The 11,865-nt window shown below is 44.2% G+C and carries 9 protein-coding genes; 3 read left to right on the plus strand and 6 right to left on the minus strand.

The window, feature by feature from the left end; translation table 11 throughout:
* Nucleotides 1–11: 11 nt before the first annotated feature.
* Nucleotides 12–608, minus strand: a complete 597-nt coding sequence (locus tag ACMXYS_RS12865) for an FMN-dependent NADH-azoreductase (RefSeq protein WP_415896766.1) — start codon at nucleotides 606–608, stop codon at nucleotides 12–14.
* A 134-nt stretch (nucleotides 609–742) separates the two neighbouring features.
* Here ACMXYS_RS12865 and ACMXYS_RS12870 point away from each other — a divergent pair, with 134 nt between their 5' ends.
* Complete coding sequence (locus ACMXYS_RS12870) at nucleotides 743–1,624, plus strand: LysR family transcriptional regulator (RefSeq protein WP_415896767.1); 882 nt, start codon at nucleotides 743–745, stop codon at nucleotides 1,622–1,624.
* A 31-nt stretch (nucleotides 1,625–1,655) separates the two neighbouring features.
* Here ACMXYS_RS12870 and ACMXYS_RS12875 read toward each other — a convergent pair whose 3' ends face one another.
* Nucleotides 1,656–2,588, minus strand: coding sequence for a GGDEF domain-containing protein (locus ACMXYS_RS12875; RefSeq protein WP_415896768.1), 933 nt, complete (start codon nucleotides 2,586–2,588; stop codon nucleotides 1,656–1,658).
* A 210-nt stretch (nucleotides 2,589–2,798) separates the two neighbouring features.
* Here ACMXYS_RS12875 and ACMXYS_RS12880 point away from each other — a divergent pair, with 210 nt between their 5' ends.
* Together ACMXYS_RS12880 and ACMXYS_RS12885 are read left to right on the plus strand one after the other, a co-directional pair.
* Entirely contained in the window at nucleotides 2,799–4,778 is a 1,980-nt protein-coding gene (locus ACMXYS_RS12880) for a diguanylate cyclase domain-containing protein (RefSeq protein WP_415896769.1), read from the plus strand.
* 270 nt (nucleotides 4,779–5,048) lie between these two features.
* On the plus strand, nucleotides 5,049–5,351 hold the full coding sequence (locus ACMXYS_RS12885; RefSeq protein ID WP_415882055.1) for an STAS domain-containing protein: 303 nt from the start codon (nucleotides 5,049–5,051) through the stop codon (nucleotides 5,349–5,351).
* 96 nt (nucleotides 5,352–5,447) lie between these two features.
* Here the strand turns inward: ACMXYS_RS12885 and ACMXYS_RS12890 are convergent, their stop codons facing one another.
* The 4 genes from ACMXYS_RS12890 to ACMXYS_RS12905 form a co-directional block, all read right to left on the minus strand.
* The gene (locus tag ACMXYS_RS12890; RefSeq protein WP_415896770.1) at nucleotides 5,448–8,561 is read right to left on the minus strand and encodes an efflux RND transporter permease subunit; all 3,114 of its coding nucleotides are present in this window, start codon (nucleotides 8,559–8,561) and stop codon (nucleotides 5,448–5,450) included.
* Nucleotides 8,558–10,039 carry an efflux RND transporter periplasmic adaptor subunit gene (locus ACMXYS_RS12895; protein ID WP_415896771.1) on the minus strand — a complete coding sequence of 494 codons (1,482 nt, stop codon included), beginning with the start codon at nucleotides 10,037–10,039 and terminating at the stop codon, nucleotides 8,558–8,560. Before ACMXYS_RS12895 ends, ACMXYS_RS12890 begins: the two co-directional genes overlap by 4 nt.
* Nucleotides 10,032–11,336, minus strand: coding sequence for a TolC family protein (locus ACMXYS_RS12900; protein ID WP_415896772.1), 1,305 nt, complete (start codon nucleotides 11,334–11,336; stop codon nucleotides 10,032–10,034). Before ACMXYS_RS12900 ends, ACMXYS_RS12895 begins: the two co-directional genes overlap by 8 nt.
* A gap of 71 nt (nucleotides 11,337–11,407) precedes the next feature.
* The gene (locus tag ACMXYS_RS12905) at nucleotides 11,408–11,743 is read right to left on the minus strand and encodes a hypothetical protein (RefSeq protein ID WP_415896773.1); all 336 of its coding nucleotides are present in this window, start codon (nucleotides 11,741–11,743) and stop codon (nucleotides 11,408–11,410) included.
* Nucleotides 11,744–11,865 lie beyond the last annotated feature (122 nt).

The raw sequence follows: 11,865 nt of genomic DNA on the forward strand, positions 1-11,865 counted from the left end.
TATCTCCTTAATTAGTGGATAGCAGCAATCTGCTGGTTAGCTTTAGCTAAAGAGCTTTCGGCTAAATCACCCATGCTTAGCCCCTCAGCATAAATTACCTCACTCTCACTTAGGCCGATAAAGTTAAGGAACTGCTGCACAAAAGGGATCTGAAAGTCATGGCCCTGATCACGATATAGACCACCACGTGTAGCCAATAGGTAAACGGGTTTACTAGCAATCAAACCAACCGGTCCCTGCTCGGTATATTTAAATGTCACTCCTGCACGAGCAATCAAATCGAAATAAGCTTTCATCTGCGTCGGTACGCCAAAGTTATACATTGGCACGCCCATCACAATCTCATCAGCAGCTTTTAATTCAGTAATAAATAGATCTGAACGAGCAACAATCGCTTGCTGTTCTGCACTGCGCTCATCGGCCGGTGTAGATAATGCCGTCATAACAGTCGCATCCAGATGCGGAACATCTTCGGCAACCAGATCACGGACAATCACTTGACCCTGTGGGTGCTTCTCTAACCACTGCTCAATAAACTTGTCAGCCAACTGACTTGATTTACCGCCGTTACCAAAAATGCTGGATTTAATATGTAGTAATGTAGCCATCGAATTCACCTTAAAAATCTGTTCTTTCGTTCTTACAGATCTGTCTCTGTAACTGATGGAACCATTCTCCTATTTAATTAAACGATTAAAAATAGCTATAATTTGCTCAATTCAATCGAAAAATTAGATACATAATGCCTCAAGTTACTCTGGAACAATGGCAAAGCCTCATCGCGGTGGTCGAAAATGGCAGCTACGCGAGTGCTGCTGAAGCGATGAACAAAAGCCAATCCTCCATCAGCTACGCGATTCAAAAGCTAGAGAGCACACTGAACGTGCAAGCTTTCAAGGTTGAAGGTCGCAAAGCAGTTTTAACTGCCGCAGGAAAATCCCTCTATCGCAGGGCACGGGTTTTAGTGGAAGAAGCACAACAGATGGAAAACTTAGCGAAGCAGTTTGCAGAGGGCTGGGAGCCGGATATTCGCATCGCTATGGATGCCCTATTTCCAGAATGGCTCATGCTAGATGTGATTGCTGAATTTACAGAACAGAGCCCCCTGACCCGAATCGAGTTTATCGAAACCGTGTTAAGTGGCACTGATGAAGCCTTACTTAGAAAAGAAGCTGATATAGTAATTGGATCACGCATACCTCCAGGTTTTATGGGCGACCCTATTTTAGATATCAGCTTTATAGCTGTAGCGACCCCAGAACATCCTCTTCATCAACTTAAACGCACTTTAGATCACAAAGACTTACGCCTTCATCGTCAATTAGTGATTAGGGACTCAGGTAGCAGAGATGTAGATTCAGGTTGGCTTGGTGCTGAACAGCGCCTCACCCTAAGCAACTTTACCACCTCAATCGCCGCTGCCTGCCGTGGCTTAGGTTATGCTTGGTATCCAAGCCTTAAAATCGAAAAGGAACTAGAACAAGGGCTACTCAAACCGCTCCCTCTAAATGCCGGTGCTAAGAAAAGTGTTCAGCTAAATATGATCTACGCGGAAGGAGATTATGCAGGGCCAGCAACGAAGTTATTTGGAGAGTTATTACAAAAACGCTTACAACGTTTGTAAGCGCTTATTGTCAAAGATAACCATCAAAGAGTTAGGCGATCACCACTCGATTTCGTCCCTGCTCTTTTGCTTGATATAAGGCACTATCAGCCTTCTTCATCCAGCTATCGAGCGAATCTGTAGTATGCAAAAAACTCACACCAATACTCACGGTACGCGAGACCAGCTCTCCCTGTTCTGTTTTGATATGGATACTGTTTAAACGTTGCCTTAAACGTTGAGCCGCTTCTAGCACTCGATCCTCATCTGCGCCTGTTAACAGTACGCCAAACTCTTCTCCGCCTAAGCGAAACCCCGCATCATCATGCCGACAAAATTGGCTGATAGACTTACCAACTGCTGCCAGCAACAGGTCACCTTTATCATGACCAAACTTATCATTTACTGATTTAAAGAAGTCGATATCTAACATCAGCAACGCAGGAACTGGATCACACTCATTATCCCAAGAAGTATCCATAACCTTAGGCATCATTTCAAAAAAGTAACGCCTGTTTAGAAGACCCGTTAATTGATCATGATTGGCCTTACTGCGCCAGTCATCGCGATCTTTATGAACCTGTTGGAGTAAGTCCCTGTAGTCCTGACTTAATTTAAACAAACCAATTGTCGCAAGCATCATCCCTATAGGATAAGCCGCATTTTCTATTAATTTTAACGTGCCGGCATGATCGAAAATAAATTCATCTAGTAAGTCAGCTGTATTGGCCATGGTTATGATGCCAAAACCACAGAGTAAATAGATATAGGTTCTAAATTGCAGTCCCGCATAAGCGATTGTAACAATCCAGAATTGAACAAGAACTAATAACAAAAGTTCTCCTGCTACATCCAAAAATTCTACTTCAGTGATTTTTGGAATTACCCCATCGTAAGACAATGCAACCACAGCGACCGCCGCTGGGCATAACAAGATGATACAAATTGAGATCCAAATTAAACGACTACTTTTTAGTTTAACCAACGGACACATTCTCTATCAAAATTAACAGTAATCTACACTGCTTAGCAGCACCCAACTAAAGTCTAACACCTTTCAAAAAAACGAGTATGACTGGGGTCAAAACGGCATTCAAATCACCCAGTTTCACTGTCTAGTTTTTAATCAAACCTTTTGATAGTATCTGCCAACCCTTTAGTATGACTTACCCCTATTATCCGAGAATTCCCAGCAATGATGCCGGTTATCATTTTATTTTTTTCGTTGTTATTAACCGAGAGCATCGCATCTAAGCTTATCGCGTCATTAAACTTAAATGCCGAATATTACTGGTTCGAAGCAGGGGCTAACGCATCTATTCTTGCGCTTGCTTCGCTGATCATTCTCAAATTTATCTTTGCTTATTATCGTCAGATTCAACCTTCCGAAAAAGTTAGGGAATGGCTGTTTCTTCAAGTAGGTCTCAGTGTTTTTGGGATAGAACTATCATTAGCTCTAGCGCAATCTATTATCAGTCTAGAACATTTAAACAATAGCCTACTGTTTGATTTAAAGTCTCTGGCTTTTGCACTTATTAGCTCAGTTGCGGTCTATATTTACGTGCTCTACCCCCATACAACTGCGTTAACCAATTTTTTAAACAAAATAGAGATTCGTTATACAACCTCCTATCTGTTTGGGGTTGTACTTTTATTGCTGTTTCTAATAAACGTCTATCAAACACAGTCCACAGCCCTAAAAGATAAGATCATCAAAAATGAAGCAGAACAGCTCGTTTTGATTGATAAAGCCTTAAGTTACCGAATGGCCGAAACGGTTTTAGATACTCGTACTCTCGCTTCACAACCAGACTTTGTAAGACACCTCTCTGGTAATGAAAACGCAGTAACCGAAGTTCAATTAGAGTTTAGGAATATTGTTGATATCAAACATAGTTACGATCAAATTCGCTTTATTGATGAAAAAGGTCGAGAACAAGTACGTATCAATAGAGGACAACAACAAACCGAAATTGTGCCTAAACGGGATCTACAAAATAAAGTAAACCGCTATTACGTTCCCGAAACAGGTAAGCTCGATCATGGCAAAGTTTACATTTCGCCGTTAGACCTCAATGTTGAACACGGGAAGATCGAGATCCCTCACAAACCTATTACGCGTATCGCGACCCCAGTAAAAGACCCATTACAAAACCTAATGGGATTGATCATTATTAACCTCAATGCAAGCCATCTAATCCAGCATTTAGAAGATGCTCAAGCGTTGAGCTTAGGCAAGATAATGATGCTAAATCAAGATGGTTATTGGCTCCATGGTGAATCTGAAGAGAAGCTATGGGCTTTTATGCAGAAGAATAGCTATCCCACTCTTGCTACGATTAACCCAGAACTATGGCTGCTTGTTTCAAATAACCAGATGGGCGCTTTAGAGCAGGATGAAGGCTTTTTCGTTTACCACCGAGTTTTACTCAGTCAGGATGATCGAATTCAACAGTTTGAACAAAATAGCGGTGATTGGCCCGAATGGTTACTGATCACTTTTATAGACAAACAACTTGTTGCGCAAAAGAGTTTAGAACGACTTAACTTGATGATCATCATCAGTGCTCTGTTGGCGCTGGTCACAGGCGTAGGTACCTACCTTTATACTCGCTCGCAGTTAAAACGTACTAACGCTGAAAACAAAATCAGGCACATGGCGGAGCATGACCCTCTCACCGGTTTATATAATCGCCGTCACTTTATTCAAGAATTGGAGCGATCCCTTCATCAGGCCCGTAAAGAGAAAACCTCACTGGCACTGTTCTATCTCGATCTAGATAACTTCAAACCGATCAATGATGACTTAGGCCATGAAGCTGGCGATGAGGCATTGATGCTTGTGAGTCACCGTCTTAGTCAAATGCTACGCCAAAATGACACCTTAGCAAGAATTGGCGGGGATGAATTTGTGTTGATGATCCATAACCCAAAAAACCAGAATCAACTGGAAGAGATCGCCAACCGAATTATCGATAACCTAAAACACCCATTATCCTTAAAAGGCACACAATGCCAACTAGGTGTGAGTATTGGTATTGCGGTATCCCGCCACAACAATGAAAGCCGTGATGAGCTATTAAAAGCGGCTGATATGTTAATGCTCGAAGCGAAAGCTAAAGGTAAATCCTGCTTTTGCATTGGAGAGCTAGATAACCTCTCAACCCCTCATTAGGCTAAGAGCCGGTTCGGTATTTTTTGATAATCACCGGTCCATTCAAGCACTTTAGAAACTGACATCAGTTTTGAAATTATCCCCTTGTTACCATTGCGAACCAAACTATAGCAACACATTTCGACTGTAGACCTACTCAACTTTTTCGTTCAAATCGATTAATTCTTAGTTTATTGATTTGAATCGGGTTTGTAATTTCCCTCTGTGTTTCAATATTGTGCAAACACTCAATAATTAGCTTTCTGTAAACGCTGTAGTCGGAGCTAACACATGATTCAGTCCCATTTAAATCAGGACACCCAAGAATTAACCATCTCAATAGGTGAACGGTTTGATTACTCAATTCACAAAGCTTTTAGAGATGCATACAGAGATATCAAAACACCTAGAACCAATATTGCAATCAATTTGTCATCTACTAAATACATTGATAGCTCTGCTTTGGGTATGCTCCTAATCGCCAAGGAGCATGCGGAAAATATTAATGGTGTAGTGACCCTAGTTCGCCCTTCAGAAACGGCACTTCGAATTTTGAAACTGGCAAACTTCGATCAGTTATTCAAAGTTGTCTAAACAAATTTTATAGACCAATGTTTACCCACCCAAAAAAATCGAACACACAATATGGATGTGTGAACGATTTTCTATAGGTTCCTTAAAATATCCTTTCTAGTGTTTTAAGCCTTGCTTTCGCCACAGATAATAAACGGCCGGTAACAGAATCAGCGTTAACACTAAAGCACTCGCCATACCGCCAACCATCGGTGCCGCGATTCTTTGCATGATTTCAGCGCCAGTTCCATCTCCGTACATAATCGGTAACAAGCCTGCGATCACCGTGGCAACTGTCATCAGAATTGGTCTGACTCGCTTACCAGCGCCCTCAGTTATGGAGTCCTGCAAAGCTTGAAGGGTAAGGCCTTCTGGCATCTCTCGACACTTTTCTTCGTAGGCCTGATTGAGATAGACCAGTAATATGACACCTATCTCGACCGCTACACCCGCCAAAGCGATAAAGCCTACGCCAACGGCAACAGAGAAATTGAACTGGTTTAGATAAAGCATCCAAATCCCGCCTATCAGCGCTAATGGTAGTGTCCCTAAAATCATTGCTACTTCTGCAAATCGGCGAAAGCTAAGATAGAGAAGAACCACAATGATGGCTAAGGTCAGAGGGATTACATAAGTCAGACGCTCTTTCGCACGGAGTAGATATTCATACTGCCCCGACCAGTTAATCGAATAACCAGCTGGCAACTGGACTTGCTCAGCCACGATCTTTTGCGCATCAGCGACATAAGAACCTAAGTCTCGTCCCTCAATATCGACATAGGTCCAGCCATTAGGCCGAGCATTTTCACTTTTAATCCCTGGAGGCCCAGCCTCTATCCAAATATCAGCAACATCCGCCAAAGCGATACGCGCGCCTGTCGGTGTGACCAGTGGTAACAAACGCAGTTGTTCTACCGAATCGCGGTAAGCTTGTGGATAACGCACATTGATCGGATAGCGTTCTAAACCTTCGACGGTCTCGCCAACATTTCTGCCCCCAATAGCACTAGTAATCACTAACTGAATATCGGCAATATTAAGACCATATCGCGCTGCTTTTTGACGTTGGATATCGACCTTAACGTAACGCCCACCCGCAACACGCTCGGAATAAACAGATGAGGTGCCCTCAACATCCTCCAGCACCTGTTCTAGTTGCTTACCTATATCTTCAATTACTTTAAGGTCAGGCCCGGCAACCTTTAAACCGACTGGAGTTTTAATCCCTGTCGCTAGCATATCGATACGGGTTTTAATCGGCATCACCCAAGCATTGGTCAGTCCCGGCAATTTGACGATCTTATCCAACTCTTTGGTAAGCTTTTCGGTGGTCATCCCCTCACGCCACTGATCTCGTGGTTTCAACGTGATAAAGGTTTCAATCATGGTCAGCGGCGCGGGGTCTGTCGCGGTTTCTGCACGTCCAATTTTACCAAATACACGCTCAACTTCAGGCACCGTACGAATCAACTTATCCGTTTGCTGCAGTAGCTCTCGCGCCTTACCAATTGAGATACCGGGGTAAGTTGTTGGCATATACATCAGATCGCCTTCATCCAGAGGCGGTATAAATTCGCTACCTATTTTATTCACAGGCCAAAAGCCAATCACCGTAACCGTTAACGCAACAACAACGGTGAACTTAGGCCAATTTAGAACTAAACGAATCACCGGCACGTAGATCGCTTGGAGAATACGATTAACCGGGTTCTTACTTTCTGGAAGCACGTTACCGCGGATACAGTACCCCATCAGAACCGGTACTAAGGTAATTGCAAATCCCGCTGCTGCGGCCATTGCATAAGTTTTGGTATAAGCCAAAGGCGAAAACATTCGCCCCTCTTGTGCTTCCAAAGCAAACACAGGGATAAAGCTCATAGTAATAATCAACAGACTGAAAAAGAGTGCTGGTCCAACCTCAGCAGACGCCTCCGCGATAACCTGCCAGCGGTTTTCATCTGTTAACGGTCGACGCTCAATGTGTTTATGCACATTCTCGATGAGCACAATGGCACCATCTACCATGGCCCCGATTGCTATGGCGATCCCACCCAAAGACATGATGTTGGCATTGATCCCTTGGTAATACATGACGATAAACGCCGCCAAAATCCCAATAGGTAGACTGATAATAACCACCAACGAGGAGCGGAAATGGAACAGAAACAGTGCACAGACAATGATAACTACGACAAACTCTTCTACGAGTTTTTCAAATAAGTTATCCACTGCTCGATCTATCAAACCTGAGCGGTCGTACACTGTGACGACCTCTACACCTTCAGGTAGGCTACGTTTGAGCTCTTCTAACTTAGCTTTGACTCCCTCAATCGTTGCCTGCGCGTTTTCGCCGAAGCGCATCACAACCACACCACCAACAACTTCGCCTTCACCATCAAGTTCAGCAATACCGCGGCGCATCTGAGGCCCGATTGTCACATCAGCGAGGTCTTGCAGTAATAGCGGCGTGCCTTGAGGGGTAGCACCCAGTGGAATATTTTTAATTGCTTCCAAGCCATCTAAATAGCCACTCGCTCTGACCATATATTCGGCTTCGGCCATCTCAATGACCGAGGCACCGCTCTCTTGGTTTGCGCGTTTAATCGCCAGATTGATATGCGATAGCGGTACATCGAAAGCGCGTAGTTTTTCCGGATCTACTTTGACTTGATATTGCTTGACCATGCCACCGATGGGAGCGACTTCTGAGACCCCCGATACCGTCTGCAACTCATACTTTAAAAACCAATCCTGAATACTGCGCAGCTGGGCTAAATCATGCTGTCCCGTGCGATCGACCAATGCATAGAGGTAGACCCAGCCCACCCCTGTAGCATCAGGTCCAAGCTGCGGTTTGGCACTATCAGGTAAAGAGGAGCTAACTTGGCTGAGATACTCTAATACTCGGCTACGCGCCCAATAGAGATCGGTGCCTTCGTCAAAAATCACATAAACGTATGAATCCCCAAAGAAAGAGAAGCCACGAACTGTTTTTGCGCCGGGTACCGACAACATCGCCGTCGTCAGTGGATAAGTGACCTGATCCTCCACCACTTGTGGTGCTTGGCCGGGATAACTAGTTTTAATAATTACCTGAACATCGGAGAGGTCTGGAATTGCATCGATCGGTGTATTTTTGACTGCATAAGCCCCCCAACCAATTAAAATCACCGTCGTCAGCAGAACAAAAAAACGATTGTGTATCGACCAATAAATTATCCCTTTGATCATAGTTTACCCCCAGGGATACTTTCTGGGGCTTTAGGACGCGGCAATATAAAATCCGTTAGCTGCAAGTCGCTCATATTGGCACCGCGTAAACGGATTTGTACCGAGCCAGCATTACGTAAAGCCTCTAAATCTAAGGATTCATCAGCTTTAACCTGCATCAACATAGCATCCTGTTTCCACTCTCGAATCGCTTCATGTCTAATCGTTAAGAGGCGTAATTCAAGATCGATCTCTTCAACTGTTGCGCCAACCCACACTTCATCAATCAGCCCCATGGCCGGTGGTGTCAGGCGTAAGAAATCAGAACTGATACTGGACTCGGAATCGAGCATAAACTGAGCCGATGTAACGACTCTATCTTCTGGGAATAAGCCCTGAAGAATTGCAGTTCGTCCAGTCATACTTGGACCGGTTTTAACTTCAACCGATTTATATTTACCCTCTCCTAAAGCCAGAACAATACGATCTTGATCGCCGGTTTTGATGACGGCTGTATCTGACACATTCAGCATAGGTTTGGTCGGTGCCGACTGGATAGAAATTTGAGCAAACATATCCGGTTTAAGCAGCAGGTCAGGGTTATCGAAACGTAAGCGGACATTCAACGTTCGCGTTTTTTGATTAACCGTCGGGTAAACATAATCGACCTGCCCACGCCAGATTTCCCCTGGCATAAACGCTAAGGTCATTTCGGCCACATCGCCCTTCTGTACTGCGCTGCCTTGGCGTTCAAATAGTTCTGCGGTCACCCAAACTTGATCTAAAGGCGCGATCGTCAATAAACGGCTATTAGGCTTAATATAAGTACCTTTACGCAACGAGATCTGGTCGATATAACCTGATACAGGCGCATAAACAGGTAATTTTTGTAGAGGCTGACGCTGTTTATTTAAGGTTGATAACACTGTTTTCGAGACGCCCAGCGCGACCAATTTACTTTCACTGGCTTTACGTAAAAAGCGATTACCACTGCGTAGAGCTGCTAAATACTCTTCCTGAGCATTCACCAATTCAGGGGAATACACCTCGTACAGTAGCGATCCCTTTTCAACATATTCACCTTTGACGCTGACCTTAACCTGCTCAACCCAACCAGCAATACGTGAATGGATATCGGTCACTCTCTCCTGATCAACCCCGACATAACCCACGGTTTTTAACTGCGCTTGCAACGGACTAAACAAAACCGCTTCCGTGCGTACAGAAAGATTGTTTTCAACCTCTGGGGAGATTGAAATTGTCCCCGGTGAATCACCACCCGCTAGATCCTCTTCATAAACAGGTACTAAATCCATCCCCATAGGAGAGAGACCTGGCTTATCGCGTTTATAGTTTGGATCCATCGGTGCAACCCAATATAGAGGCTGATCATTTGCGGGGGCTGAGGAATCAGCGCTATCGCTTTTTTGCTGCGACAGAAAGTAGCCGGCCGAAGTCCCAACTAACAAAGCTCCGAGTGTTAAAACAGCCTTATTCATTGTTCATACCTCCTTGAGCTGGATGAGCGTTGTTAATCACCGTTGGGTCTTCTCCTGCAAAGTAAAAATTAATCTTTGCTGTCGCCATTGCTACCTGATGTTCAAGGAGAATCTGTTGCTGTTGAGCTTCGAGCTCTTCCATAGCTGCGATAGATACAGCTTTAAAACCAGACTCCGCTGATGCGTAAGCACGCAAGGCCGATTTTCGTTTGGCTGCTAACTGCTTTAAGTAGGCTTGGTTGTAGATGGCTAAGCGCTGTTCATAGCCTTGTAGATTAGCCTTAGCGATGACTAATTCGGCTCTTAACTCACGCGCTTTAAGTAGGTAAATCGCTTTACTGGCTTCCCGCAGCTGTACTGCAGCACGGCGATGTTGATCTTGACGCTTTTCAGGGAACAGCGGCAGATCCATGGTCACAGCGACACTAAACAGATCCGCTCGATCACGACCATTTTCATGATCAGCGCGATAACCATAATTTGCATCGAGTTTGAATGCAGGTTTATAAGCCTGATCCGCTAGATCAACCGCTTTATCCTCAATCACAATGTTCTGTTTCAGAATCTGAATCTGAGGATGTTTTAAGATCGATCGATCTTGCTCTGTCTGTGTAATCTTGCCTGAAAAAAGTAAATCTAGATCAAAACCGGTAGCGATAGATTGATCAAAAGATTCAACCGTTAACCACTGCTGTAAGGCTCCTTTTTGAACCTGAATCATCTGTTCTAACTGCAGCATGCGGTCTTTCAGTTGCGTAAGTTTTACTTCAGCATCCAACACCTCATGACGTAAGGCTTTACCCGAGCGGTAATTAGCCCGACTCACTGCTACCAGTTCATTAAAAATATGCTGTTTAGCTTTGAAATGGGCCAACTGCGCTTTTGATTGATGCAGTTTTAGCCATGCCTGAGAGACATTAAGTTTCACACTAGCTGCACGGAGTTGGCGTTGTAGCAGACTTTTCGCCGCTTTTTGCTGCCACTGCTGTTGTGACAACTCCAAGCTTTGGCCTCGAGGAAATTGTTGTGAGACACCTAGCTGTAGCTGGGTCATGTTCTCTTGTTGAAAATCAAAACTATCTGTTGGCAAATTTGCCAACCCAAGCCTTAATCTTGGATCAGGCAATTGAGCGCTCGCAATCGCTTTAGCATGCAGCGCCTGCTCCTGATAGATACTGCTTTGATTCCAATGATCAGAACTAAGAGCATTCTGAATAGTAGAATCCAAACTCAATTCTGCTTGAGAAATGCTGCTGAAAGTCAGCAGACTAATGATAAATAATGGGGATAAACGCATAGATCCTGTCCCGTTGATACATCAAAACACCACCAAAATAGGCGGTAACCGATATAAAAAGGGTCAGGTAATTAATTTAAGAACACAGCCTGTTGCAGGTGTAGCCTCGGTACACCGGAAAAACGACATCGTTCTCTTACAAAGGAATAGCCGTAAGAAAGCTTATGTGCCGTTGCTAGCAGAAAACTGAACAACAGAACAACACCTGATAACAGGTATTGCAAGAAGAAGGTCATATCAGGAATTGCATCCGCTACAGGATCAACAACTGGATTGATGCTCCAGTCACAACTTTGGGGCTGACCATCACAATGAGCTAAGGATGCATTATCGACAGGCTGATCCGACGACATACCCATGTGCATACTGTGATCGGCTTGATCTGCGCCCGACACAGCAGAACTCATTGATACGCTTCCAGATGACGAACTATCTACTGAGCTGCCAAATAGATTGGTACAAACGCCAACGGAGCAATACAATACAAAAAATAGCAGGCTAATAGCCGCTATCACTTTGCTCTGTTTGC

Source organism: Neptuniibacter sp. QD57_21 (genome assembly GCF_047778075.1).
In the GTDB taxonomy this organism is placed as follows: Bacteria; Pseudomonadota; Gammaproteobacteria; order Pseudomonadales; family Balneatricaceae; genus Neptuniibacter.

Bases quoted from the DNA above. Each gene is read 5' to 3' on its own strand.
- ACMXYS_RS12865 (WP_415896766.1), bottom strand. From the start codon at position 608: ATGGCTACATTACTACATATTAAATCCAGCATTTTTGGTAACGGCGGT.
- ACMXYS_RS12900 (WP_415896772.1), bottom strand. From the start codon at position 11,336: ATGCGTTTATCCCCATTATTTATCATTAGTCTGCTGACTTTCAGCAGC.
- ACMXYS_RS12905 (WP_415896773.1), bottom strand. From the start codon at position 11,743: ATGAGTTCTGCTGTGTCGGGCGCAGATCAAGCCGATCACAGTATGCAC.
- ACMXYS_RS12880 (WP_415896769.1), top strand. From the start codon at position 2,799: ATGATGCCGGTTATCATTTTATTTTTTTCGTTGTTATTAACCGAGAGC.
- ACMXYS_RS12870 (WP_415896767.1), top strand. From the start codon at position 743: ATGCCTCAAGTTACTCTGGAACAATGGCAAAGCCTCATCGCGGTGGTC.
- ACMXYS_RS12885 (WP_415882055.1), top strand. From the start codon at position 5,049: ATGATTCAGTCCCATTTAAATCAGGACACCCAAGAATTAACCATCTCA.
- ACMXYS_RS12890 (WP_415896770.1), bottom strand. From the start codon at position 8,561: ATGATCAAAGGGATAATTTATTGGTCGATACACAATCGTTTTTTTGTT.
- ACMXYS_RS12895 (WP_415896771.1), bottom strand. From the start codon at position 10,039: ATGAATAAGGCTGTTTTAACACTCGGAGCTTTGTTAGTTGGGACTTCG.